Source organism: Bacillus cereus group sp. BfR-BA-01430, from assembly GCF_022663115.1.
Lineage (GTDB): Bacteria > Bacillota > Bacilli > Bacillales > Bacillaceae_G > Bacillus_A > Bacillus_A cereus_BD.
The window spans coordinates 60626-86580 of record NZ_JAKUEW010000004.1; the positions used below are offsets into that span (position 1 = coordinate 60626).

Here is a 25955-nt window from a genome sequence, read left to right on the forward strand (position 1 = left end):
TACAAATAGAGGAGGGACGTTAAATGCCAAAAGGTAGCGGTAAAGTTATTGCACAAAATAAAAAAGCATTTCATGATTATTTCATCGACGAAACATACGAAGCAGGGCTTGTCCTTCAAGGAACGGAAATTAAGGCGATTCGTGCTGGGCGCATTAATTTAAAAGATGCTTTTGCTCGCGTACATAATGGTGAAGTTTGGGTATATAATATGCACATTAGTCCATATGAGCAAGGGAATCGCTTCAATCATGATCCGCTTCGCACAAGAAAATTACTTCTTCACAAGAAAGAAATTCAGAAACTAATTGGTTATACAAAAGAGACAGGTTATACACTTGTTCCACTAAAAATTTATTTGAAAAATGGATTTGCAAAAATGGCACTTGGTTTAGCGCGTGGTAAGAAACAATATGATAAGCGTCATGACTTAAAAGAGAAAGAAGCAAAACGTGAAATTGCACGTGCTTTCCGTGATCGTCAAAAGATGTAATACAGAAATTTACATTTGTAAAATGTCGAACGTATGATATAATAATTCATGTAAGGCCAGTGAACATTGAAAAACAGCTCATTTGTAGCTATCACGCATATACTTCGTATGCTCCATTTCTTATATGGGGACGTTACGGATTCGACAGGGGTAGTTTGAGCTTAAGTTGCGAGTCGAGGGGATCGGCCTCGTTAAAACGTCAAAGCCTATAACTGGCAAACAACAAAACAACTTCGCTTTAGCTGCTTAATACAGCTTAGCGGTTCCTCCCTCCATCGTCCATGTGGTAGGGTAAGGGACTCACTCTAAGTGGACTACGCCGGAGCTCACCGTCTGAGGGCAAAGGAAGAGAACAATCAGACTAGCGACTTGGAAGCCTGTCGATAGGCCGAAAAGTTTGCGAAATGCTAATATATCGACTATGCTCGTAGAAGCTTAAGTGCCAATATCTTTGGACGTGGGTTCGACTCCCACCGTCTCCACCAATACATATTTGGTGGTTTTTTTATTTTTTATAACAGGAAGCATAACTTTGCATAAAATGCAGGTTTATGCTTCCTTTTTTGTTGTGCAGGGATATGCTTCTTAGAAGTTTTAAATATTTAAAATGGATTTTATTTTTTAGAATAACTGTCGAAAACTAAAGGGTTTTTACACAACTTATCTTTATAAAGGATATTTTGTTTTAATATAGATTCGAAATAGAATTATATTTCTTATAATAATATTACCTCAAATATTAGTTTAAGTATTTGAAGAAGTGTATGCATTCTGAAATAAAGAGTTTTAAATCTTTATTTTAGAAACTAGGAATAAACATCACGGAGACAAATGAGAAAAAATCACATATATTTTTGTTTTTAGGGGTATATTTTTGCTTTTAAACGTTTATAATTATCGTAAGAGTGAAAATATCACTTAGGGAGTTGATTTTATGTTAGTTAATTTTAGATTCGGAAATTATTTATCTTATAATGAGTTAGCCGAATTTTCAATGGTGTCTGGAGGTACAAGAAGACACCCAAAGCATGTAATGAAATTTAAAGATGTTTCATTATTAAAATTTGCCGCAATTTACGGAGCAAATGCATCAGGGAAATCAAATTTAGTTAAGGCAATTGGATTTTCAAAAAATTTAGTAGTTAAAGGATTTAAAAATACAATAACTTCAGATAAATATTGTAAGATATTTCCTTCTAATAAAGAAGAACTTACACATTTTGAATATGAGATAGTTTTTAATGATATTGTATATTCTTATGGTTTTTCAATAAATCTATTTGAAAAAGTAGTATATAGAGAATGGTTGTATTCTCTTGAAAATAATGGTGAAGAAGAGATATTTGTTAAGGAATTAAAGGGAAATGAATATGAATTTAGATTAAATAATCAGTATTTAAATTTTTCTGATGTAGAAAAGTCTAGATTAAATGTTTATTTAGAAGATTCTAAGGAGTTAATGGATTCCTTATTCATTACTGAAATAAATAAGAATAAAAAACCATTTTTGGATCGCAATAACTTATCAATTTTTAATTTATTATATTTATGGTTTGAGACAAGTTTAGAGGTAATTTCTCCTGACGAATCTCCGGCAGAAACTGGTATTACTTATTTAAGAAAAGATAAGGGAATTGCGTTGTCTAATTTTTTAGATGCATTTGGTACAGGTGTAAAGGAAGTATGTACTAAAGACATACATGAGAAAGATTTGTATAATGAAATGCCTTCTAGGATAGTCAAAAAAATCCTTGAACAGATTAGAGAAGGTGATGCAGACGCTACACATGCATTGCTAAGAACGCCTCATAATATACACGAAATAGAGGAGAAAAATGGAGATGTAAGTATTAAAACAGTTTATTTTAAGCACTCTTCTGAAGATGTCTTTTATTCGTTAGGTGAAGAGTCTGATGGAACTGTTCGATTAGTAGAGATTTATGATATTTTAGCTAGTAATAACCAGAAGGTATTTGTAGTAGATGAGATTGATCGTAGTTTACATCCGAATTTAACATATAATTTTATTAAGTCGTATTTACAAAAGAAGAATAAAGGTCAATTAATTGTTACTACTCATGAAGATCGTCTTTTAGATTTAGAAATGTTACGTAGAGATGAAGTTTGGTTTGTAGAAAAACAAGAAGGTGGAGATTCGAAGTTATATTCTCTAGAAAATTTCAAAGAAAGATTTGATAGGGATATTTTGAGAGCGTATTTAGAAGGGAGATATGGAAGTATTCCTCAATTTAAGGTTTTTAATGATTTAGAATCGAGAGAATAGCAAAGGTGGAATTTAGTTGTGACATTTAGACTTTCTAATAAATTACCCAATCAATCAAGAAGTATCCCCGAAAAGAGAGAAGCTAAAAGAAAATATTTCTTTGTTTTAGAAGGAGAAAAAACTGAGCATATCTACATTAGAGAGATAGCACAAAATGTAAAAGAAGATTCTATTATTGATGTATTAATTTTAGAAAGAATTCAAGGTGCACATTCTAATCAGTATAAAATTACTTCTTCAATTCAAAATTATTTGGCAAAAAATGCAAAGCTTGACGATAAAATAAAGGATCAGCTTGTTAATTTATGTAATGAATATGAAGAAGAAAAGATAAGTGAAGTGGATTTGATTGATGCTCTTGATGACATACTAGGTGATATGAAAGACTCCTTTATTACAGATTATAATAATAATGTTATAGAACAAATACGAGTATTAACAGAATTAAATACTTATGAAGAAGATTATGATAGAATATGCTTAATATTAGATAGGGATTACAGAAGCTTTAAGGATTTCCAATATGATCAAGTATTAAAAATATGTGAAGAGAATAACTTCCTGTTAGGTATAACCAATCCGAATTTTGAGTTTTATTTACTTTTACATATTAATGATGCAAAACAATACGATAAGTCAAAGCTTTTAGAAAACCCTAGAGTTTCAAGGAATAAAAAATTTGTAGAAGATGAGTTGAATAAAGCTTTAAAGAGTTTTGGTGAAAATTATAAAAAGGCTAAATTTAATGCGAATTTCTTTGTGGAAAAATTCCCTGAATTCCTTAATCATATTGAAGAGGGATATGCCACAGATAATAAGGCATTAAAGACTGAATTAGGAAGCTCTGTTCATCATATAATTGCACAAATAATTTAGTACAGAATTAGTGTTCATCACAATTAATTACCCCAATTTAGATAATAAGTCAGGATGTTATAAAAGTAAATTTCAATATAGAGTAGAAAGAATTCATTTGAACAAATCTTTGTTTCAAATGAATTTTTTTTGTATTAAAAATGTCTATGAATAAGTGAAAATAGCCATACTTGTATGTAATAGAATAGATTAATTTAGGGGGGATTATATGGGGGATTTTCAGTACATTTATATAAGAAATTTTCGGAATGAAAAATTTAGTGAACTGTATTGTCTTCAGCCAATTGCATTGAAAACTTCTTATGTAGAAAGTTTAACAAGTTATATGAGTCGATTGGCCTATGAACATAATATTTTAACTGGAACATTAGTTAATAAAATATTGGCAACTAACATGGATAAAAAATATTTAATTAAAAGTGCACAAAGAGGTGGTAATCGATTTTATGACGGTGCCAAAAGTATAAATGGTTATTGCAAAAATGCATTAGACTGCTCACTGGTATTAGAGTCTTTAACTTTACATAATAGTCTAATAGATTTGACTTTAATAAAATGGAAAAATATTGTATCTTTGAGGGGTTTGTTGAGGGAATATCTATCTTGGTGTCCTAATTGTATCTTCGATTGGAGAGCTGAAGGTAGTCGAATTTATTATCCCTTAAGTTGGCACCTATCTTCAACGCAAGTCTGTTTGATTCATAATATATACCTGTCAAATATTTGTCCTCATTGTAATAAACAACTCCCTATTTTACATAGAAGTTGCATAAATGGTTACTGTCCATTGTGTAAAAGATGGCTAGGTGAGCCTCAACATACTTCCGGTATTACAAATCAAGATATTTTCATCAGTAAAAATATACAAGAGTTATTAACTATAGATACCACTAACTTAAAAATTATTTCTCAATCCTTACAAAAATTAATTGGAGAGGTCACATGTGGGAATATTGCAGAATTTGCTCGTCTAATGAGTATTCCTAAAGTGACGATGTGGGATTGGCTTAAAGGAGGACGTTTACCAAGCCTAGAGGGATTATTGAAAATCTGTTTGCAATTGGAATTATCGATAGGGCATCTCCTAACCGGTAATATCAAAACACTTAATTATTCAGTAGAAAAAACAAAAGAGCGAATTGTAATTTACTCAAGTAATAAAACCAATAGAAGGAGAGAAATTAGTTCTGCATTACTCAATAAAAAACTGGAAGGTTATACTCATTCAGATGAAACATTGTCTTTAAGTGAAATTTCTAAAAGAATAGGGTATGACAGGAAAATATTATATCGACATTGCCCAGAACAATGTAAAGAAATTGTAGAAAATTACAAGAAGTATCGTGAGAAAAAAAGTTTGAAGCGCAAAGAAACGGTTGCTTCTCGTGTACAAGTTGCTGTAGAAGAATTAATGAGAAATGACATTTATCCAAGTAGAAGAAGTGTTGAAAAACGTTTAGGGAAACCAGCTGTATTACGTGAAAAATATATTCAACAAGTATGGAAGGAGATTATTCATAATTAAGGGGTGAAGTGGTTGTTAAGCGAACAAGAATTCATTATTTGGTGTAAGAAAAATAATGTATCGGAAAAAGCAAAGGCGATGATAGAAAAGATTAGATCGTCAGAGCCGGTAAGGTCAGTGAGTAGTGGAGGAAGGAATGTTCCTGGAATTTATCCTAGTAAAAAGATGGGAGTCAGTATTCAATTTGAGAGTCATACTGTAGAGTTTCCGGGGATTTATATGATGGAACATGATTCAAATGTGTTGGAATATTATGATCAACCTAATTCTATAAAAATCAATTATTCTGGTAGCAAAAAGAAAAATATAGGGGTGATATATACACCAGATTTTTTTGTTATCAGAAAAGATTCGGCTGCATGGGAAGAATGGAAAACAGAGTCGGAACTAATCGCTTTATCGGCTAAAAACCCTAATCGTTATAAAAAGGACAAGAGTGGTATTGGGGATGTCCTCCTGGTGAAGAATATGCAGCCCAATTTGGTTTAGAATTTCACGTTAGATCTTCTTCTGAAATAAATAGAACTTTGGAAAGGAACATTTCATTTCTTGAAGATTATATGTTTGATACTGATAGAGAGGTTTCAATTCAAAAGATAGAAGAGGTTGAGAAGTTAATTTCTAAGCAACCTGGAATTTTTTTATTAGATTTAATTAGCAAAGGGCGGGGCTTTCAAGCTGATGATTTATATACGTTGTTAATTCAAAGTAGGATTTATATAGACATTAACAAATATTCTATAGCTGAATATGACCGAGTACCAGTATTTTTGACTAAAGAACAATCAATGGCTTTTGAAATCCTTCTGAATGATAAAAGAAAATCAGTACATGCTTTTCTTGATTTAGAGATAACAATTGGCCAAGAGATATCATGGGAAGGACAAGCATGGAAAATTGTAAATATAGGTTTGGAAAATTTAACTTTAATTAATAGTCAAAAACAATTTATTGAGTTGCCAAAAGAGGGGATAGTTTCTCTTTTCAATCAAGGTAAGATAAAAGGGATTAGTGAATTACAATTGCCTAAGCATATGCAAGAAGAGAAAGAGTTATTACTGGAAGCATCAGAAGAAGACCTAGCAATTGCTAATCAACGATTTGAAATTGTAAAAAGAAGTTTATATGGAGAAAAAATTAGTGAAGATATAGTACCATGGCGTACCTTAATGGAATGGAGAAGACTTTATAGAGAAGCTGAAGAGTTATACGGAAATGGATATACCGGATTAATTCCAAAAGCGAATAAAAGAGGGAACCGAGTAAATAAATTACCAGTTGAAACGCTGGAGTTAATGACTGAATTTATAGATAAGCATTATGAAAATATGAAGCAAAAATCTAAAAAAGTGGTTCATGGACATTTATTAAATATATGTGAAGAGAAAAATATTATTGCACCTAGCTATAAAACATTCTGTCAATATGTTAAAAATAGCTCTAAAGAAAGGCAGGTCAGAAAGAGAGAGGGAAGACGTTCAGCATATAAGTATGAAAAGTTTTACTGGGCACTTGATCAGACTACACCGCGACATGGAGATCGCCCTTTTGAAGTATGTCATGTGGATCATACTGAATTAGATATTGAATTGGTTTTATCTACATCTCAAAAGTATACTTTTAGGCCATATATTACACTTCTAGTTGATGCATACTCTCGGAAAATTTTAGCGCATTATATAACTTTTGATCCTCCTAGTTATCGTTCTACAATGATGGTTCTAAGAGAATGTGTAAGTAAATATTCTCGTTTACCACAAATTATGGTAGTTGATGGAGGGAAGGAGTTTCACAGTACTTATTTTGACACTATTTTACATTTAAGGAAAACGCGTCACTATATCTGAAGGAGTTTCACAGTACTTATTTTGACACCCTATTAGCTACTTATGAATGCACAAAGAAAGTAAGGCCAGGAGCGAAGCCGAGATTTGGAAATGTAGTAGAAAGAATGTTTGGCACAGTGAATACAACATTCATACATAATCTTAAAGGGCATACAAAAATAATGAAAAATGTTAGACAGGTAACAAAAGAATTTCTTCCAAAGAATAATGCAGTTTGGAATTTGGGAGATTTAAATACGGTTTTTAATAGTTGGATAGAGGATGTCTATCATGAGTTAGATCATCCAGCGCTCGGTCAATCACCAAAAGAAGCATTTGAACTTGGAATTTCTTTAGGTGGAAAGCGTCCGTATCGTTTAATACGTTATGATGAATTATTTAAAGTCATTACATTACCTACTACAGATAAGGGAAGGGCCAAAGTTCAAGTAGGAAACGGTGTGAAAATTAATTATATCTATTATTGGAATGAAGTATTTAAAGATCCAGGTGTAGAGAATACAATAGTTCCTGTTCGCTTTGATCCATACGATTTGGGAACTGCTTATGCGTTCGTTAATGGTAAATGGGTAACGTGTATCTCACAATATTATTCGATGTTAAAGGGACGAACTGAAAAGGAATTAAAGATTATAGCTTCTGAAATAAGAAAACAGAATAAAAACCATTCTAAAACTCTAAATATAAACGCAAAATTGATTGCTGGGCATATTGAAACGATGGAAGATAATGAAAAATTGTTAATCCAGCAAATGAAGGATAAGGAACAGAGAGTTACTAAGGTGATTGAAAGTAATAGCACTTCTGTGAAGGTAGAGAATCTCGAACAGTCAGTCAAAAGAAATTTATTGCAAGACTATACTGAACTCGAAATGTTAGATTTCTTTGAGGAGTGTGAATGATGGGTGAACAATATCTTTTTCCAGCTGAGCTTTTAAGCAAATCTATAAACGAAAGAGTTGCTTATTTTGGAAATCTCACTGTTAATCACAAGACTATGCAAGATACAATGGATACATTGTTGGAGAATATATTTAAGCCAGCTGGAGCATCAATTATTATGGTTTTTGGTCCAAGTGGTGTAGGGAAAACAACGTTGAAAAGGTTAGTAGAAGTAAAGATTGTTGAAAAATTAATGCCGGAGTTAAAGTCAGATCCAGGGATGATACCAGTCACCGGGATTGAGTTAGTTTCACCTGATTTAGGGAATTTTAATTGGAAGGATTATTATAAAAGGGCATTACAAGCGCTAAAGGAACCTCTGATTGAACATAAAATTAGTTTTGAAAAAGTGATAAATGGTGAAGAGAAGAAAAAGTATTTTAGCCATACGAACCCTAGGACTGCTCCGCAGTACAGGGAGTCTTTGGAAAAAGCATTTAAATATCGTAAACCACTAGCTTTTATAATAGACGAAGCGCAACATTTTGCCAAAATGACTAGTGGTAAAAGAGTTCAGGATCAGCTAGATTCAATAAAATCTATAGCGAATATAACAGGGATAACACATGTTTTAATAGGAACTTATGATTTAATAAATTTCACTAATCTTAGTGGGCAGTTAAGTAGGCGTACAGTTGATGTTAATTTTCCACGATACACTTTAGAACAAGAAGATATAATTCATTTTCAAAGGATTATTTATAGTTTGCAGAGAAAGTTACCGTTAGCAAATCAAATAGATTTGCTAGAACATTGGGAATTTATATACGAAAGAACTGTTGGATGTGTTGGTATTTTAAAAAATTGGCTAGAGCGCTGTTTATACGGAGTATTAAGTGATGGAAGAGAGTGTATTGAAATTGCTGATTTGGAGAAATATGCACTTTCTATAAGTAAGATTGATAAAATTGTGTCTGAGGTATTGCTAGGGGAATCTTTACTTATGGAAGATGGAGAAAAAAGAAAGAAGATTCATTATATGTTGGGCTTCAATGTCCAAGAAGAAATGCTGCCAAAGAAGAATAATACCGTAAAAAAGGTCGGGCAGAGGAAGCCTAAACGGGACTTAGTAGGGAAAATAGATGGTAGAAATATTTGATTTAGTGAGCATAGAAAGAAAAATCTATGCGGATTATCCAAGAAGAAGTATATATCAAAATTTAAAGCCTTATGGATTGGGTACTGGTTTTGTGGAGAGCCTAACTAGTTATGTGGGAAGGTTAGCTTATAAACATAATGTGAAACCACAATTTATAATAGAAGATGTAATTAGTAGTCAAGTAAGAAAAGATGGAGGGAGAAAACGAACATATTCTCACAGATGTAATACAAGTTTGAATGGTATATTTTTTTTTATAAAATGGTTTGTCCAAGGGCTAGAATATATGACTTGCAATAAGAATCTTAAACCCCTTACTATGTTAACCTTTGAGTATATTCTACATAGTAAGGGGATATTCAAGGAAACAAGAGCCTGGTGTCCAGATTGTTATAATGAAATGTTTAATGCACATGGGGAAGTATACGATCCGTTAATATGGTTTTTTGAACAAGTAAATTTTTGCCCAAAACATAATAGAACGCTCCTTACAAAATGTCCATATATAGATTGTCAAAGTATACAAAAAACTTTTAATCGATACAGCAATGTACATTGTCAAAAATGTAATAGGTGGTTAGGGACATCTGATGCTACACATGCCAAATTTCAAATGATAGAAAAGGAAAAGGAATGGAAATCTTGGATTAATCAAAATATAAGAGGTTTATTGATAGCCGCTCCTAATATCGCTACTCCTAGCATAAACAAAGTTTTTGATGTGATTGGTGAATGCTTTAAACAACAATTTAACTGTAATGCAGATGTATTTTATGAATATATGGGTAGGGAATTATTATTATTATGTACCACTGAGAGCTGGAGAACCAAAATTTATTTGGATGAATTATTAAGATTTAGTTATTGTACCGGCGTGGGCTTAGGAGAATTATTTACAAAGGATAAAATAGATTGGTATGGTAGGGAGATAAGATATCCAGTGTAAAAAATTCCTGCAATGTTATGTTTCTAAAATAAACTTTCTGCAAGTTTATGGGTTATTTTCAATGATAATTTTGCAATATTAGGCTTTAAAACCGATAATTTTATGCAAAGTTATGGGTTATTGGTATGCAAGTTTATGGGTTAAGTCACATTTTTGTGTGTAAGTTAAAGCATAAATTGTCCGATATGGACAGTTTATGCTTTGTTTTTTGAGAGATAAGGTTTGTATCATTGTTATTTATAAATTTTTTGATTTACTTTATAAAAGAGAGAAATATTTTTATCTATGTTATTGTTAGCTATGAGTTAGCTTATGGGGCTACTTGTCATATTGTATAGTTTTTTGAACAACCTTTTTATAAAATTAAATGCTGATTTATAGCCAAAGACTCCATTTTGATTAATCTTTTTTCAAAATGGAGTCTTCTTATCTACCATATAAAGTTAAATCAGTATTATAATAAAAGTGTAATAAACAGATAAAAAAATGGGATGTGGAGAAGTATGGAGTCACTTGTTTTAGAGTTACAGCATGAAGCATATCAACAGCGAACATCGGTATCTGTTTTGCTTAGAAAAGCATATGCTTTATCAATAAAGTTAAAGGTAAAAGAGCTTACTGAATGGGCAGAGCTGGAGTTGAATGGTTATAAGGCAGCTGAAGACCTTCCAGATTATAGGGTATTGCATGGCGAGATAAAGGCATTTAATCCTTATCATGGTTATATTCCGTCCTATTTCCATACTGAAATTGAGAGTATGATAAGAAAGCGGAATTTATTTTCACCCCTTACTGAAGTTGAATTGTTGGTAAAACAAGGGGAGGAAAATGGGGGAACACTTATGTATAAGTTTCCGTCAAATGTTCAAATGATGTTTATGAAAATGACTAAACACGAATTTGAAACATCTTTGCATATACCGGTATCTCAATTCAATAATATTTTGGACCAAGTTCGAAATATCATACTTCAATGGACTTTAAAATTAGAAGAAGAAGGGGTGTTAGGTGAGGGTATGACATTTAGTGAAAAAGAAAAGGAAATGGCAGTAAAAAGTACAGCGCCTATTATAAATCATATTGGAACAATGATAAATTCTCAGCTTCAACAAAATACGGAACATTCTAATCAATCGCTGAAAGTAGAGGAATTTAAAATAGAAAGTCTTGATTCTTTAATCAGTAACCTAGATCAGTTTCAAAAAGAGTTACAAGAACCGACACTAAAGCAGGAACTAGCTTCCGAAATTGAGGTTCTTCAGTCACAATTAAAATCTCCTAATCCTAAAAAAGTTATTATTAAAGAAGCACTGAAATCCGTACGAAATATTGCGGAAGGTACGACAGGTAGTATAGTAGCCACGGGTATTCTTCAGCAGGTAACTTCGATTTTATCCACTTTAGGTAGTTAAGTTAAACTAATAAAGAGGAAAGAGTGCTTCTCGGAAAAATAAAATGAAAATACTCCTTATTATATATCTGGACAGTAAGGAGTATTTTTCTAAAAACAGGTGTAGAATATAGTTCTCATTCCTTGTATTTCAATGAGTGGAGATGATCTATAACATTGAAATATCATATTAATATTTTTGTTACTCCTGCTAATGCCATTCTTCAAGGAATAATTTTTAATTTTTTCTTGTCTAACATTCCTTTTTACATACTCCGATTGTAAAAATAGCATCTATTGTATTAGGTTTTATTATTTGATTAATAGTTAGGTGATAAATTTCTCTTTCTGGATATAATTCTAACAGGTCTCCAATCATAATAAGTTTTATATACTCTATAAGTTGTTCGCATGTATCTATTGTATCTTTAACAGAAGACGGATTAATAATCATAGTACCTGATTTTTTTTACAATTTGAAAGTACATTTCTATTATTCTATGTTCAATGCTTGGTTAATCTAAATGGAAATACTGACCAAATTTTGTATTAATTAAATTGATGTGGACATTATGTTTTCTATGATGAGGTATGGAATAAGGGTTTTCTGGAAACAAGTGATACAAAGAGAGTGGAATATAATGGATTAGGGACATTATATGGTTAATTTTACGTGTTTAGGACAATTTATGTGATAGATTTTTTTTCTTTACATAATTATATAAAATGAAAATAGGAATGATTTGGACAAATTATGATTAATTTAGAGGACAATATATTCTTTAACTTACATTGTGTGATTTGAACCATAACCTTGCCACTTTGGCAAAATTATGGTTCTTTTTATTTATGGCAACATTATGCTTCCAAAGTAACAGATTGTTTAATTCTAAATTTTATATAACCTCTAAAGAAAGCCAATTAGTTCAACTGCGTGGTAAATTTCATCTAAATTGCAATAAAAAAAGAGCTATTCTTTCAATTTGTTTTAAAGAATAACGCTTTTAAGATATATGATTTTTTTATACGAGTTAAAAAATATTCTTTATGAATTATACATTAAAGTTCTTTCTAACCTTTTCTGGAATTTCTTTTTCTAATATTTTTTCATAAGATAAGACATATCTTCCTTGAACAGAAATTTTTAAGTATGTTTTTTTTATAAAATCATTAGGATTATTAACGCCTACTGTATATTTATTTTCTTTTCCCGATTCGTCAAAGCCTTTTAATTTATAAATATATCTTCCTTTATAATTGGGGTCAGGTATTCCATGCCCTTTTGCCATAGCATATACATACTTTTGTTTAAAGAATGGATTAAATCTGTCAAGATCTCCTCGTAAAATATAAGGTAATACATATACTATGAACCCCAACCCTATGATTAGAAGTAGTAATTTCTTCATTTATCTTGCTCCTTATATATCTGTTTTTCAGAAATAGGATTAAAAATTGTAATGAGACATTCTAAATTATAAAGAGTCTTCTTCAACAAATACATAATAAAATTCTTCAGAGATTCTTAAAAACTTAGAAAGAATGTTGTAACTACATAACAGCTCCTTAATTAATATTTTAAAGACTCAAGATGTATCTTGGGGGGAAGGTTATTATAATGACACCAAGATACATTTATGTTTCCTTTTTCCACGAATAATAAACTAAAATTCCTCAATAATATGTAAATTCCAGCTAATTTATGTTTCTAATGTACAGTAGATTTCTGTTTAAAAAATATATATTCACAAAGAAAAATATTTATGTAAATGAATTAGGAGAATTTCATGTGAATTGAAATAAAAAACCCTATTCTTTTGACTTGTTTTAAAAGAATAGGGTTTCTTATTATATGCTTTAACAGCTCTTTCTTTTGATGTTTTTTATTAAAAGTAAATCAACTCTTTTAAGGCTATATGTTTAATTTTACTTTCGCTTTTTCTGGTAATTCTTCTTTCTTTATTTCGTCCCAATCTACCACGTTTTTACCGTCATGATATACACATAAAAAGGCTTTGTTACGAAGGGTTCTGTAAGCTGTAAAATCTATTGTTTTTATTTCTCCATTTTTATCAAATCCTTTTAGTTTGTATTGATAAGATTTAAATGGTTTTTCATTATTTTCAAAGGTTTCAACATTCTCTTTTCCATTATCTGTGATTTGAACATAGTATTTATCACTTGTTAAATGGATGAAAAAATGTTTAAGATCATAACTTTTAATATACATCATAGTACATAGAGCAAAAAGACTAAAAAATAAAATATATCGTTTCATACAATTAATCAACTTCCTTCTTGTTTTTATGTTTTCGTACTATGAGTATCATAATGAATATTTTTGGGAGAAAACATCTAAAATCATGACATCAATATTACAGTTTTGTCACGTTATTATGCATGAATGAAATGTATAAGTGCTTGATTAAAATCATTTGCTTGCTCAATTAATGATCCATGACCACTATTATTGAGAGGGAATAATTGTGAGCCTCTAATTTGTTTTTGAGTAAGCTCCCCACTTTGGAATGGAATAAGCTGATCATGAACACCATGGAAGATACCTGTTGGAACATTAATTTGATTTAAATCATTTATTACGTTCTCATTTATTGCTGCTTGAAGTATTTTAATGAGGGCATACGAAGCGGATTCGAGTCCAAGGTTTACAAACCAATCTAGCATTTCTGGTCCTAAGTTTCGGTTGAAAAACATGAGAGATATATCATGCAGGAACTTGGGACGGTTTACATGCATTTGTTTAATAAGGGCGTCTGCTTGTTCTTTAGGAACTCCATATGGAGAATTAGTATTTTTAACAAACGAAGGAGAAACGGCATCTACTAATGCCAGCTTTGAAATATGTTTACTTTGGTATCGAGTCATATAACGGATACAGATGGCACCTCCTACTGAAAAACCAAGTAAAGTAGCATTTTCAATTTGAAGAGCTTCTAATACGATAAAAATATCATCCGCTAATCGGTTATAGGAATAACCTCCCCATGGCTTATCAGACTGTCCATTGCCTCGAATATCCATACTGATACAACGGAATCCGTATTGTGGAAGTATATTGAACTGATATTCAAACATTTTATGATTTAAAGGCCAACCGTGAACGAAAAAAATAGGTTTACTATTAGCATGAGGGTTAATATCTTGTACAAAAATATGTACATTATTTTCAACTTTTATAAACATAGTTATTCCTCCTCGCATTTAACATTAATTTTTTTATATGAGATTCATTTCAACAATCTGTCTTTTATATCGTCTAAGGTTCTTGTTTTCATATAAAAAACATTTAAATTAGTACGAGAATTTCAATAGTATTATACGTCATCAAATTTTTTCTATATTTATTAAGAAAACGTTAAGAAATCCCCTCAATATTTATTAAGAAATTTAATTCATACTTAAGCCAACCTAACAAAATAAAGAATAAATGAGGGGATAGTTAATACAATTTATTACTTTTTTAAGTGAATTTATAAAAAAACCGAAAAATATTGGTGCAATTGCATCAAGTTCCAATATGCTAGCCCGACAAATGGTAAATACGATTGATTTTGATGCAACCAAATGTATAGTAGAATTGGGTCCGGGAACAGGAATTTTTACGAAAGAGATTATGAAGAGAAAGAAAAAAAGAAACAGTACTCATCCTTATTGAAATTAATGAATTATTTTTTGAAAAATTAGAGAGAAAGTTTAAAGATGATTTGAATGTAATTGTTATTCATGATTTAGCTGAAGATATAAAAAAGTATATGAAAGAGTTAAATATAACATGCATTCATTATATGTTATCAGGTCTACTTTTTACTTCTTTACCAAAAGAAGTTTCGGCACAAACTTTAAGTAATGTTATGGAGCTTATGCATGAGAATGGTAAATTTATTACATTTCAATACTCACTTTTGAAAAAAGAGTTTATCCAATACTTCTTTCCAGAAGTCACACTGAAAAAGTTGTGGCTAAATTTTGTGCTTAGCTGCCAAAAAGATGCAAGGAGGATATACGCATAATGGAGTTACATGAATTATTATCGTATATTAACCAATATGGTTATATGACGATTTTCTTTTGTCTATGGCTTGGGATTGTAGGAATGCCAATTCCAGATGAAATGATTGTTATGAGCGGTGGGTTTGTATCATCAGTGGGTATACTAAGTGTAATTCCTGCTTTTTGTTAACATATCTAGGTGTTATATCAGGGCTTTCTCTAGGATGTATACTAGGAAAGTTGTTCGGTATAAAAGTGCTTCATAAATTGATGAAAAAGAAAAAGGCGAAGTATCTTTTTAAATCACAAGAAATGGTTAGAAAATATGGGCATTATGCATTAGTAACACGCTACTTTATTCCTGTCGTAAGACATATTGTACCGTATATAGTCGACATGAATAACAGATCCTTTAAAAGATACGCTGCGCATTCCTATATGACAGGATTTGTTTGGACGCTTGTTTATTTTGTGCTGGGTTCCCTATTTGAAAAGCATATAGAAGTGACTGTAGTATTTGCGACAGAATACAGTATATACTTTGGTAGTATCGTCTTTGTTATTGTTAGTATTGCATATAAAAAGAAGGAGTACTGTAATAAGTAATTAGAAAAGCATCTATAGCATAGAGACAACATTGGAGGAGATTTTTTGAGTAAAGAAACGATACTGATAGTGGATGATGAAAAGGAAATTCGGGAACTTATCGCTATTTATTTAAAAAATGAGGGCTATGAAGTTTTACAAGCTGGAGATGGAGAAGAAGGATTAGAAATATTAAAGAAAAACAAAGTACATTTAATTGTACTTGATATTATGATGCCGAAAATTGATGGAATTCATATGTGTATGAAAGTGAGAGAAATAGCAGAAATGCCTATTATTATGTTATCTGCGAAAACACAAGATATGGATAAGATCTTAGGATTAACAACCGGTGCAGACGACTATGTTACAAAGCCTTTTAATCCATTAGAGCTTATTGCTCGAATTAAATCACAGCTTCGACGATATATGAAAATGAACAGTGGAATAAGCATGCAAAACGAAAATGAAATTGAAATTGGAGATATGAAAATAAATGTAGCAACGCATCGAGTAATTGTTACGAATATAGAAGTAAAATTAACGCCGAGGGAATTTGCAATTTTAGAATTACTTGCTCGAAATCAAGGAATAGTAATGAGCGCTGAACAAATCTATAAAAAAGTGTGGAAAGAGGAGTTTTTTGAATCTGATAGTACCGTGATGGTCCATATTCGAAAAATACGAGAAAAGATTGAAGAAACACCAAGGAAACCCCGCTACATTAAAACAGTTTGGGGAGTAGGATATAAAATTGAAAAAGATATTTAAACCAATTTATTATTTAAACAATAAATTGACGAATTTAATCAAAGGATGTAGTGATTATATTTTAAAAAGTATTAGGCTGCAACTCATCACAACCTTTTTTCTCTGTGCATCACTAGGTTTCATTGTATCAAGAGGTGTAGCCCCCCTTGCTGAAGATATAAATTCGAAAGCTTTCGTTGATTATAGTGCTGGTATGAAGAATATTAACTTTCAAGCAAAAAGGATTGCAGAAAAAGCAGTAAGTGAAAATAATATAGGAAGTTTGCAGGAAATAATTAATAGTGAGGCCGAAGAGGGTGTGCTTGCCCTAAAAGTATTAATTACAAATGAAACAGGAAAGGTTTTATATAAAACGAAACAAGCGCAAGAAGCAGAGATTAACTTGCATAACACAATTAGTAATGTAATGAATTTTGCAGTTAATCAATCTAAATTGAATGAAAGAGTAAAAGATATAGATGAAACACGTAAAGAATTTATCACTTTTTATCCAATTACAGTTGAAGGTGAAAATCTATATATGTTTGTAAGTGGAATTCCAGACGGATATATCACATATCATATAGAAGAGGGGATTTTTCCATCACTTATTGGGATTATCGTGTTTATTTTTTCTTTTTTTTATATTACAAAGAGAAAGATGAAACAAATTGAGGTAATGGCTCAAGGAGTAAATGAAATTGCAAAAGGAAATCTAGCATATCGAATTGAAGAGGGGGGGCAAGATGAGATGGCTTTGTTAACAAAAAATATTAATCAAATGGCTGAGGAACTTGAGATGAAAATTGAAAAAGAGAGAGAAATTGAAAGACAAAAAAATGAATTGATTACGAATGTCTCACATGATTTACGTACCCCTCTTACTTCTATTATGGGATATCTACGTTTATTACGCGATGCAAAATATGATAATAGAGAGCAGTATAATGAATATATAAAGATTGCTTTTTCAAAATCAGAACAACTTAAAAATTTAATAGAAGATTTATTTGAGTATACAAAGTTAACAAATGAAAAAATTGTATTGGAAAAACAAAGAGTATGCATGAATGAAATGCTTGATCAGTTAGTCGAGGAATTAGTACCCCAAGCTGAGGAGCATGGTCTTGCATTTGTGAAAGAATTTCCGGATGAACGTATATATACTGAACTTGATTCGGAGAAAATTATACGTGTTTTTGATAATTTGTTAACGAATGCAATTAAGTATAGTAAAGATGAGGGAGAAATTAACGTTTCTCTTCAAAGGCAGGAAGATTATATTCAAATTTCTGTTGCGAACCAAAGTGAAGAATTTACAAAAAAAGAGTTAGAAAACGTATTTGAACGTTTTTATAAAAAAGATCGATCAAGAAGTAGAACCACTGAAGGTTCAGGGCTTGGACTTGCAATTGCAAAAAGTATTGTCGAAGTGCAAGATGGAGAAATTCGTGCAGAATATGAAAATGGTATTGTGAGGTTTACTATTTTATTACCCATTACAACTGAAAAATAATCACACCTCTACATTTAATAAATGTAGTTAAAAAATTGAATATTTTCGATAGAAAGGAACTCTTAATCAGAAGAGTTCTTTTTTATGCTTTATGAAAGTATTTGTTAAGAAAAACTTAAGAAAGCTCCTTGTTTTTTGTTAAGAAATAATATCTATACTTAGAAATGTACTGATGAGGTATATACATGTTCATTGAAATATTAAAAAAGGAATAAAAATAATTTTTGATGAGAAAAGAAAGGTGGAAAAGATAGATGAAAAAAGCACTAATTGCAATGTCCGGATTAATCGTTGTGGGTGGAGGATTATTAGCTTATATAGGAGAGGAAAATAGAGATAGATTTAATCCACTCGTGAAAGAAAATGATGTGTACGTTCTTCAGAAAGAAGAAGCGAAGCCTGATCCTGAACATGGTGGTAAGAGATATTTTTCCATGTTAAATGGAGTTGATGAATCAGGTGATGAAAATATCATAAAACTAGGGTTTGCTGGTAAAGATGAATATAGAAATAATTATTTGAAGGTTCATGTAAAAGGTAAATATGTATATCAATTTGAAAAAGTACAAGAAAATGAAGTTCCTGAAAAGGCAAAGGAAAAACTAAAAAAATAATAAAAGCAGGAGAATATATATATGAACAAATTAGTTGTAGATGTTAAAAATGTACAAAAAGTATACGGGAAAAAAGGTGAAAGTCAGTCACATGCATTAAAAGGTGTATCGTTCTCAATTCAAGAGGGTGAATTTGTTGGAATTATGGGACCATCTGGTTCAGGGAAAACAACATTACTAAATGTTATTTCCACTTTGGATAAAGCAACAGATGGTGTTGTTGAAATTGCTGGTACAGATATTACTAAAATGAAGCAAGGAGAGCTTTCGGATTTCCGTTCTCAAAAATTAGGTTTCATCTTCCAAGATTTTAACTTGCTTGAAAATTTATCAATCTATGAAAATATTGCTTTACCACTATCGCTTCAAAACGTTCCTTCAAAAAAGGTTGGACCAAAAGTAGAAAAGGTAGCAGAAATGTTAGGGATTTCAGAAATACTTCAAAAGTATCCATCGGAAGTATCTGGCGGACAAAAGCAACGTTCCGCAGCGGCCCGTGCTCTTGTACATGAGCCAGCAATTGTTTTAGGGGACGAACCGACAGGAGCACTCGATTCTAAAAACGCAACAAGTCTTTTAGAAGCAATGAAAAATTTAAACGAAAAACAAGATGTTTCTATTATGATGGTGACTCATGATCCATATAGTGCAAGTTACTGTGAGCGCATTTTGTTTATTCAAGATGGTGCATTGTACAAAGAAATTCACCGTGGTGGTACGCGCGAATCATTCTATAAAGAAATTTTAGATGTACTGGCAGCCTTAGGAACAAAAAAGGTATAAGAAAGGGAGTTCAGCATGTTATTTAAACTTTCTATGTCAGGATTAAAAAGTAAATTGAAAGATTATATAGTTTTACTTGTTGGTCTTGTCATGTCAATTTCAATTTTTTACATGTTTCAAACATTAGCACTAAATAAATCATTTTTGGAATCAAATGCGATGATTAAATCAGTCGGAGTGGTTTTCCAAACAGGTTCAGTGTTACTAGCAATTATTACATTTTTCTATATTTTGTATGCAAACTCATTCTTATTATCACTTCGTCAAAAAGAGTTTGGGATGTATATGATGTTAGGAGCGAAAAAACATAAGATTACAGTGCTTATGTTTTTGGAAACAATGATGATTGGAATAGCATCTTTAGCAATCGGAATCACGGTTGGTGTGGGTCTTGCCCAAGGAATTGGCAAGCTATTGATGAAACAACTTGATTTTACAGCAAGTGGATATCAAGGATTTTATGTCCCATCCATAGCAATTACTTGTGTATTCTTCTTTATATTATTTCTGTTCTCAGCAATTATGAATAGCATGAAACTATCGCGCATTTCAGTTTTACAGCTTGTACATGCAGATGCTTCAGCAGAACGTACAATGATTAAAGGGAAGTGGACTGGTATAATTGCAATTCTGGCTATCGTTTTATTAGGTATTGGCTATGCTTCTATGATTTATATGAATAAATTAAAAGAACAAGGCCTGATGATTGCGATGTTCACAACTACAGCAGGAACATATTTGCTCTTCGCTTCAGTTCTCCCGCTTATTATTAAAAAGTTAAAGGGAAATAAAAATCGTAATGAAAAAGGAATTAATGCTTTTACATTTTCACAGTTGAATTTCCGTGTTACTAGTTTAACGAAAGTATTAGCAACAGTAGCAATGCTTGTGGCACTTGGCGCAGGTGCAATTTCTGGTGGAATGGCTTTTAAAAATAATGTTATGAACTCTGTTGAGCAGTTTGAAATATATGATACAGTGATTCATAATCCAACTCCTGAAGAGAGGGAAATTTTAAGTGGTATTACATTTAAGGAGAAAAGTGAATATCGCTATAAAGTAGATGATAAATTCGTTTACTACTTAAAAGAAGATTTAGAGAAAAACCATCCACTGGTGTATGATGCTGATAGAAAAAAGAGTTCAGATAAATTTCAACGTGTATCGGACGAACTTCGAGTAGGTGCCACTTCAAGAGATAGTCAAGAAGGGGAGAATGAAAACGTTATTCCAGATACGTGGAATATGGCTTTAATATCTATACAACCGACATATTTAAACTATATGAATAAAGCGATTAAAATTGTAGATCAAAAAATGTATGATGAAATACAGGAAGCTGAAAAAAGAGTTCTGATTGGAAGAACAGACAATTTTGTGGCATATAAAAAAGAATGGGAAAAAATTGACGAGTTACAACTAGATAAATATAAAATAAATGCTGATGATTTATTAAGTAAGTACAATCTATATACACAATCTTATGCTGTTGCCAGCGGAACGGTATTTATGGGTTTTTTCCTAGGAATTGCGTTTCTAGCGATGATGGCAAGTTGTTTAATGTTTAAAATCCTTACCGGTGCTTCAAAAGATATTGTTCGTTATGAAATGCTTCGTAAAATAGGTGTTCGCCGTGAATTACTAGCAAAGTCTATTTATAAAGAACTATTTTTTGTATTCCTGTTTCCAGCTGTAGTAGGTATTGCACACGTACTAATGGGGATGAATATCTTTGGATTTATTTTAGTGGATCCGTATTTCCGTATTTGGTTACCAATTGTAATTTTTGTAGTTATTTATACGATTTACTACTTCATTACTGTTCAATTATATAAAGGAATTGTACTTCCGAAAGAATGATAGTAAAAGTGCCGAGTATATCCTACTCGGTATTTTTATGGGCGGAAAATGGAATGATAGTAGTTGTATTTTTATAACAAGAATGAAGATCATAATTTATGGGGGAATATAAATGTATAAAATTTTAATTGTAGAAGATGATTTGAGCATTGCTTCTTTATTACAAGCTCATATTCAAAAATATGGTTATGAGGCAGTGATAGTAGATAATTTTGATAATATTATGGAGTCATTTAATTCAGTTAGACCACACCTTGTGTTATTGGATGTAAATTTGCCTAAATTTGATGGATTCTACTGGTGTCGTCAGATTCGTCATGAGTCTACATGTCCCGTTATTTTTATTTCTGCTCGTGCTGGTGAAATGGAACAAATTATGGCTATTGAAAGTGGTGCAGATGATTATATTACTAAACCATTCTACTACGACGTTGTAATGGCAAAAATCAAGGGACAGCTAAGACGTATGTACGGTGAGTATGCACCAAATATCTCAGAGCGCACCGTGGTATTAGAAGGGGTGAAATTATTTCCTGAACGCCCGGAACTTCATTTTGTAAATGAAAAAATTTTTCTTACCAAAAAAGAAGCGGTGTTAGTTGAGGCATTACTAACTAAATATCCTAGAACGGTTAGTCGTGAGGATCTATTAACTGCTCTCTGGGATGAAGAAAGTTTTGTTGAGGAAAATACGCTGAATGTAAATATTACACGTTTGCGTAAGAAATTTAATGATCTTGGTATCGAAAATGTTATTGAAACAGTACGAGGATTAGGATATCGATTTAAGATAACCTGGAAAGAATAACATTGTTATTATTCGTAGCTTTAAATAAAGGATACATGGCAAGAATTTTGAGGATATATGGACATTTTTCAATGGTCTATAATCTCTGATTTGTTGATATTGAGAATAATCAATTAAAGGAGGGGTAAGTTGGTGAAATTTTGGCAATTCGCATTAAAAAATGTCTTGCGCAATTCACGGGCTTATTTTGCTTATTTTTTGAGTAGTTCCTTTTCTATAGCGGTCTTTTTTTCATTTTCTGTTTATGTATTTCATCCCCAACTACAAAAAATACAAGAATTACAAGAACATGAAGCTCTCCTAAATATGAGTCAAAGTGCTCAAGTTACAATTGTTCTCTTTTCTTTTTTATTTTTACTCTATTCTGTTAGTACATTTTTAAAAGTTCGTAAAAAACAATTTGGTGTTTTAACTATTCTCGGAATTTCTAACAAGCAATTAAGGCGACTTGTGTTTATTGAAAATATGTTTATTGGAGTATTATCAATTTTTATGGGTACCCAAGCGGGATTGGTCTTTTTTTATCTTTTTCTATTAATTACTTCAAAGTTAACAGGTGCACAAAATCTTTATTTATATTTACCAATAAAAGCAGTCATATTAACAATTATAATATTTATCATTTTATTTTTGATAGTATCTATGTTGACACCTATACTTATTCGTACTCGTAAGACAAAACGTCTTATAGAAGAGAAGCATCTAAATAAACAAGAGAGAAAACCTTCTTTTCTTCTGCCTTTCTTAGGCTTAGTATGTCTAGGAGTAGGTTATTATATTGCTGGGGATACGGATTGGTACATGAAGAAAAATGGTTTTGCAAATATATATAGGGATTATATTATCATTTCGATTATTCCTCTTGTATCAATAGGAACTTACTTATTATTTTCACAAATTATTTTTGTGTGTATTAGTTTGCTAAAAAAGAGTCGTAAATTTTATATGAAGCAAATTAATATGTTATGGATTTCTGATTTAGCCAATAGAACAAGGGAAAATATTAATATGCTCTTTATTGTTACGATGTTATCTGCACTTACATTTACAATCATTACAGCGTTGTTTGCAATAAATAATGATACAAAGTCAGATATTATAAAATATTATCCAATACCTTTTACGTATATATCTTATGAAAACAACAAATTAGAGCAAAAACATATTACTATCATTGAAAAAGAGTTAAGGAATCACCAATTCAAGTATAAAAAGTACAAGTCTATTGTTCTAAAGGACAGAGCTTTTGAAAGAGAAATCATGATTATGAAAGAAAGTGATTATAATTCCCTTTCTAGGTTATTAGATAGACAGGAGATTCAATTGGAGGATACTGAAGTTGTTATTGCATCACCATTTACATCGAATGTACTGACTAACACTAACCCTTTTGTAAAACAAAATTTTATTACTTTAGATTCCAATAAGAAGACATTTCCTATAAAGAATTTTTTATCAAAGGTAATTGAACCATACCAAGAGGTTATGATCATGAGAGATATTGTATTTGATAGGATGATTCCTCATTTGGAGACAGCGACAATTTATAATTATTTTGTTGATGATTGGGAATCTAGCCTGATACCTACAAAAAGCATGCTAAAAGTAATTAGTCAAGATAGTGAGAGGTTAGTACAATCTAAAGAGGGAAATCAAAATGCAATATTCAATATTTATACAGCAAGTGACGCACTACATGTAAGTAAGCAAAATAATATTTCTGGTTTCTTTATCGGTACATTTTTAGGAGTTATTTTCTTTATAGGGGCAGCGAGTGTTCTATATTTCCGGATGTATACCGATTTAACAAATGAGGAAATGAAATATATCACAATCACAAAAATTGGATTAACTGAATCAGAAATGTTTCGTTCAGCAACAATTCAATTGGCAGCTTTATTCTTTATTCCTTATATCGTTGCTACAATCCACACTATATTCGCTGTTAAATTTTTACAAAGTCAGTTTGATGTTATCTTATTAAAAGAGTTGGGCTTTGTATTGTGTCTTTTTTGGATAATTGAACTAGTATTCTTTTTCTTACTGCGTTCATTTTATATAAATAAATTATCACAACACATTAATTTATGAAGGGAATAGTCTTGTGTATATACAAGGCTATTTTTTGTCTTTAAAAGATTCTATACAAAATTTAGATTTACAGGAGAGATATTTACTGATTTTTTCATTTGTAGATTTTTATAATTTTAAAATTATGAAAAAACAGTAATTAGAGTTTAAACTTGCAAAGAACTGTTGAAAATAATAAAAGTATTGGAGGATTAAACATAATGATAAAATTGCCACAAAATGATATTAATGTGTTATATGGTGTAATACCTAAATATAAAAGTTTTGGGAGTTATGAAAGCCTAACTAGTTATATTATGAGATTAGCTAAAGAGCATAATATCTTACCTGGAATATTAATTAGTAAAATAGTTACACCTATGTTAAAGAGTAAGTACATATTGAACAGTAGTATTAATGGTGGAAATAGGTTTTATGATGGAGCTAAAAGTTTAAATGGTTTTGCCAAAAATGCAGCAGAATTGACTCGGATTTTAGAATCATTAACAGGAAGAACAGACTTAAAAGATACAACGTTGTTAGAAATTAAAAATCTTGTTTCCTCAAGAAATTTAGCTTGGTGTTCAAGATGTTTAAATACTTGGAAAGAAGAGGCGTATTATCCGTTGGTTTGGTTTTTTAAAGATATAAATATTTGTGCATATCATAATTGTGAGTTGAAAGATATCTGCTCTTATTATGATACAAACTTACCAATATTGCATAGAAAAGTTTGGTTGGCTATTGCCCTTACTGTAAAAATTGGTTAGGAGTAAGTGAATCAAAAGCAATAGAAAATGATAAGGAACTATTTAAAGTTCAAGAATTAAGTACCTTACTAGAGAATCGAGCATTTTTAGCTCGGAACTATGATAAAGAATCTATTTCTGGAGCTTTTCTAGAATTAATTAACCGTTATGCGAACGGAAATCTAGCGGGATTTGCGAGATTTGCTAATATTCCTAAGACCGTGAAAAAAGCTAGAAAACACTTCTGATTTTTTCCAATTAATAAAAGCACCAAGAGCTAACAATCCCATTCCCCATATGATTGTACTGGATACTTTATTCCTAACTAATGCCCTCTTTTATTATTGTTACTCATATTATAAAAAGAAAAAAATGACCAAGATGCATAATCACGTCAACTTACATATTCACCATATAAACGTAAAGAAAATATTCTATATAGACGTTTATGATAACGTAACTGTAAGGTTTGTCCTTTTCGCTATTTAATCTGTTATGTAAATCAATATTACTTTATTATAGCGATATTTCCAAAATATGTTTTTGCAAATCAACATCATCAAATCTATTATCTATATATACTATTAATAATTTTCGTTTAATTATTAATAAACAATATATTCAATTATAAGCTTTCATTTCATGAAAATATATGCTTTAAATCACATAACAAAATAACCCGTAACTTTGCATAAAATCATCGGTTTTAAAGCCTAATATCGCAAAATTATCTTTCAAAACCATTCTACTAAACAGGATTAGGTGTATAAAACACGGTCATAAATGGGATATCGTAGATGCTTCCTCCT

22 protein-coding genes, 1 other RNA gene and 2 pseudogenes are annotated in these 25955 nt (G+C 31.0%); 22 read left to right on the top strand and 3 right to left on the bottom strand.

What is annotated here, in order from left to right; genetic code table 11:
* Positions 1 to 23: 23 nt before the first annotated feature.
* From smpB to MR058_RS10225, 11 genes are all read left to right on the top strand, one after another.
* The gene (smpB, locus tag MR058_RS10175) at positions 24 to 491 is read left to right on the top strand and encodes an SsrA-binding protein SmpB (RefSeq protein WP_242143899.1); all 468 of its coding nucleotides are present in this window, start codon (positions 24 to 26) and stop codon (positions 489 to 491) included.
* A 126-nt stretch (positions 492 to 617) separates the two neighbouring features.
* Positions 618 to 976, top strand: a transfer-messenger RNA (tmRNA) gene (gene ssrA / locus MR058_RS10180).
* Positions 977 to 1425: 449 nt separating this feature from the next.
* Positions 1426 to 2775, top strand: coding sequence for an AAA family ATPase (locus tag MR058_RS10185; RefSeq protein ID WP_242143901.1), 1350 nt, complete (start codon positions 1426 to 1428; stop codon positions 2773 to 2775).
* 18 nt (positions 2776 to 2793) lie between these two features.
* A complete protein-coding gene (locus tag MR058_RS10190) occupies positions 2794 to 3651 on the top strand; it encodes an RloB domain-containing protein (RefSeq protein ID WP_242143902.1) in 858 nt (285 codons plus the stop codon).
* A gap of 208 nt (positions 3652 to 3859) precedes the next feature.
* Entirely contained in the window at positions 3860 to 5176 is a 1317-nt protein-coding gene (locus tag MR058_RS10195) for a TniQ family protein (protein WP_242143904.1), read from the top strand.
* Positions 5177 to 5188: 12 nt separating this feature from the next.
* The gene (locus MR058_RS10200) at positions 5189 to 5665 is read left to right on the top strand and encodes a Tn7 transposase TnsA N-terminal domain-containing protein (protein WP_242143905.1); all 477 of its coding nucleotides are present in this window, start codon (positions 5189 to 5191) and stop codon (positions 5663 to 5665) included.
* Positions 5666 to 5736: 71 nt separating this feature from the next.
* Positions 5737 to 7023, top strand: a complete 1287-nt coding sequence (locus tag MR058_RS10205) for an integrase catalytic domain-containing protein (protein WP_242143906.1) — start codon at positions 5737 to 5739, stop codon at positions 7021 to 7023.
* A 161-nt stretch (positions 7024 to 7184) separates the two neighbouring features.
* The gene (locus tag MR058_RS10210) at positions 7185 to 7925 is read left to right on the top strand and encodes a Mu transposase C-terminal domain-containing protein (RefSeq protein WP_242143907.1); all 741 of its coding nucleotides are present in this window, start codon (positions 7185 to 7187) and stop codon (positions 7923 to 7925) included.
* Complete coding sequence (locus MR058_RS10215; RefSeq protein WP_242143908.1) at positions 7925 to 9064, top strand: ATP-binding protein; 1140 nt, start codon at positions 7925 to 7927, stop codon at positions 9062 to 9064. The genes MR058_RS10210 and MR058_RS10215 overlap by 1 nt, the downstream gene beginning before the upstream one ends.
* Positions 9048 to 10010, top strand: coding sequence for a TniQ family protein (locus tag MR058_RS10220; protein WP_242143909.1), 963 nt, complete (start codon positions 9048 to 9050; stop codon positions 10008 to 10010). The genes MR058_RS10215 and MR058_RS10220 overlap by 17 nt, the downstream gene beginning before the upstream one ends.
* Positions 10011 to 10513: 503 nt before the next feature.
* Positions 10514 to 11422, top strand: coding sequence for an AbiTii domain-containing protein (locus MR058_RS10225; protein WP_242143910.1), 909 nt, complete (start codon positions 10514 to 10516; stop codon positions 11420 to 11422).
* Between the two features lie 1030 nt (positions 11423 to 12452).
* Here the strand turns inward: MR058_RS10225 and MR058_RS10230 are convergent.
* The 3 genes from MR058_RS10230 to MR058_RS10240 form a co-directional block, all read right to left on the bottom strand.
* Positions 12453 to 12809, bottom strand: a complete 357-nt coding sequence (locus tag MR058_RS10230) for a YxeA family protein (RefSeq protein ID WP_242143911.1) — start codon at positions 12807 to 12809, stop codon at positions 12453 to 12455.
* A 503-nt stretch (positions 12810 to 13312) separates the two neighbouring features.
* Positions 13313 to 13678, bottom strand: a complete 366-nt coding sequence (locus MR058_RS10235) for a YxeA family protein (protein WP_242143913.1) — start codon at positions 13676 to 13678, stop codon at positions 13313 to 13315.
* Between the two features lie 116 nt (positions 13679 to 13794).
* Positions 13795 to 14604 (bottom strand): alpha/beta fold hydrolase, encoded by an 810-nt coding sequence (locus MR058_RS10240; protein WP_242143914.1) that lies wholly within the window; start codon positions 14602 to 14604, stop codon positions 13795 to 13797.
* Between the two features lie 259 nt (positions 14605 to 14863).
* On the opposite strand from MR058_RS10240, the pseudogene MR058_RS10245 reads away from it, so the two are divergent.
* The 11 genes and pseudogenes from MR058_RS10245 (at position 14864) to MR058_RS10295 (ending at position 25394) form a co-directional block, all read left to right on the top strand.
* Positions 14864 to 15431: pseudogene (locus MR058_RS10245) on the top strand (class I SAM-dependent methyltransferase).
* A pseudogene (locus MR058_RS10250) lies at positions 15431 to 16017 on the top strand (DedA family protein). The pseudogenes MR058_RS10245 and MR058_RS10250 overlap by 1 nt, the downstream one beginning before the upstream one ends.
* Before the next feature lie 45 nt (positions 16018 to 16062).
* Positions 16063 to 16767: a response regulator transcription factor gene (locus tag MR058_RS10255; protein WP_242143915.1), complete on the top strand. Its 705-nt coding sequence runs from the start codon at positions 16063 to 16065 to the stop codon at positions 16765 to 16767.
* The gene (locus tag MR058_RS10260; protein ID WP_396021435.1) at positions 16751 to 18262 is read left to right on the top strand and encodes a sensor histidine kinase; all 1512 of its coding nucleotides are present in this window, start codon (positions 16751 to 16753) and stop codon (positions 18260 to 18262) included. Before MR058_RS10255 ends, MR058_RS10260 begins: the two co-directional genes overlap by 17 nt.
* Positions 18263 to 18516: 254 nt before the next feature.
* Entirely contained in the window at positions 18517 to 18876 is a 360-nt protein-coding gene (locus MR058_RS10265) for a YxeA family protein (protein WP_242143917.1), read from the top strand.
* Between the two features lie 21 nt (positions 18877 to 18897).
* Complete coding sequence (locus MR058_RS10270) at positions 18898 to 19659, top strand: ABC transporter ATP-binding protein (protein ID WP_242143918.1); 762 nt, start codon at positions 18898 to 18900, stop codon at positions 19657 to 19659.
* Positions 19660 to 19674: 15 nt separating this feature from the next.
* Positions 19675 to 21519: an FtsX-like permease family protein gene (locus MR058_RS10275; protein ID WP_242143920.1), complete on the top strand. Its 1845-nt coding sequence runs from the start codon at positions 19675 to 19677 to the stop codon at positions 21517 to 21519.
* A 112-nt stretch (positions 21520 to 21631) separates the two neighbouring features.
* Complete coding sequence (locus MR058_RS10280; protein WP_242143921.1) at positions 21632 to 22327, top strand: response regulator transcription factor; 696 nt, start codon at positions 21632 to 21634, stop codon at positions 22325 to 22327.
* Positions 22328 to 22459: 132 nt separating this feature from the next.
* Positions 22460 to 24418 (top strand): FtsX-like permease family protein, encoded by a 1959-nt coding sequence (locus MR058_RS10285; RefSeq protein ID WP_242143922.1) that lies wholly within the window; start codon positions 22460 to 22462, stop codon positions 24416 to 24418.
* Positions 24419 to 24618: 200 nt separating this feature from the next.
* The gene (locus MR058_RS10290; protein ID WP_242143923.1) at positions 24619 to 25167 is read left to right on the top strand and encodes a TniQ family protein; all 549 of its coding nucleotides are present in this window, start codon (positions 24619 to 24621) and stop codon (positions 25165 to 25167) included.
* Positions 25131 to 25394 (top strand): hypothetical protein, encoded by a 264-nt coding sequence (locus MR058_RS10295; RefSeq protein WP_242143924.1) that lies wholly within the window; start codon positions 25131 to 25133, stop codon positions 25392 to 25394. Before MR058_RS10290 ends, MR058_RS10295 begins: the two co-directional genes overlap by 37 nt.
* Positions 25395 to 25955 lie beyond the last annotated feature (561 nt).

Excerpts from the sequence above, each read along its gene's own strand:
- MR058_RS10280 (WP_242143921.1), top strand. The coding sequence starts at position 21,632 with ATGTATAAAATTTTAATTGTAGAAGATGATTTGAGCATTGCTTCTTTA.
- MR058_RS10195 (WP_242143904.1), top strand. The coding sequence starts at position 3,860 with ATGGGGGATTTTCAGTACATTTATATAAGAAATTTTCGGAATGAAAAA.
- MR058_RS10205 (WP_242143906.1), top strand. The coding sequence starts at position 5,737 with ATGTTTGATACTGATAGAGAGGTTTCAATTCAAAAGATAGAAGAGGTT.
- MR058_RS10210 (WP_242143907.1), top strand. The coding sequence starts at position 7,185 with ATGAAAAATGTTAGACAGGTAACAAAAGAATTTCTTCCAAAGAATAAT.
- MR058_RS10225 (WP_242143910.1), top strand. The coding sequence starts at position 10,514 with ATGGAGTCACTTGTTTTAGAGTTACAGCATGAAGCATATCAACAGCGA.
- smpB (WP_242143899.1), top strand. The coding sequence starts at position 24 with ATGCCAAAAGGTAGCGGTAAAGTTATTGCACAAAATAAAAAAGCATTT.
- MR058_RS10265 (WP_242143917.1), top strand. The coding sequence starts at position 18,517 with ATGAAAAAAGCACTAATTGCAATGTCCGGATTAATCGTTGTGGGTGGA.
- MR058_RS10235 (WP_242143913.1), bottom strand. The coding sequence starts at position 13,678 with ATGAAACGATATATTTTATTTTTTAGTCTTTTTGCTCTATGTACTATG.
- MR058_RS10290 (WP_242143923.1), top strand. The coding sequence starts at position 24,619 with ATGATAAAATTGCCACAAAATGATATTAATGTGTTATATGGTGTAATA.
- MR058_RS10240 (WP_242143914.1), bottom strand. The coding sequence starts at position 14,604 with ATGTTTATAAAAGTTGAAAATAATGTACATATTTTTGTACAAGATATT.
- MR058_RS10215 (WP_242143908.1), top strand. The coding sequence starts at position 7,925 with ATGGGTGAACAATATCTTTTTCCAGCTGAGCTTTTAAGCAAATCTATA.
- MR058_RS10230 (WP_242143911.1), bottom strand. The coding sequence starts at position 12,809 with ATGAAGAAATTACTACTTCTAATCATAGGGTTGGGGTTCATAGTATAT.
- MR058_RS10185 (WP_242143901.1), top strand. The coding sequence starts at position 1,426 with ATGTTAGTTAATTTTAGATTCGGAAATTATTTATCTTATAATGAGTTA.
- MR058_RS10270 (WP_242143918.1), top strand. The coding sequence starts at position 18,898 with ATGAACAAATTAGTTGTAGATGTTAAAAATGTACAAAAAGTATACGGG.
- MR058_RS10275 (WP_242143920.1), top strand. The coding sequence starts at position 19,675 with ATGTTATTTAAACTTTCTATGTCAGGATTAAAAAGTAAATTGAAAGAT.
- MR058_RS10220 (WP_242143909.1), top strand. The coding sequence starts at position 9,048 with ATGGTAGAAATATTTGATTTAGTGAGCATAGAAAGAAAAATCTATGCG.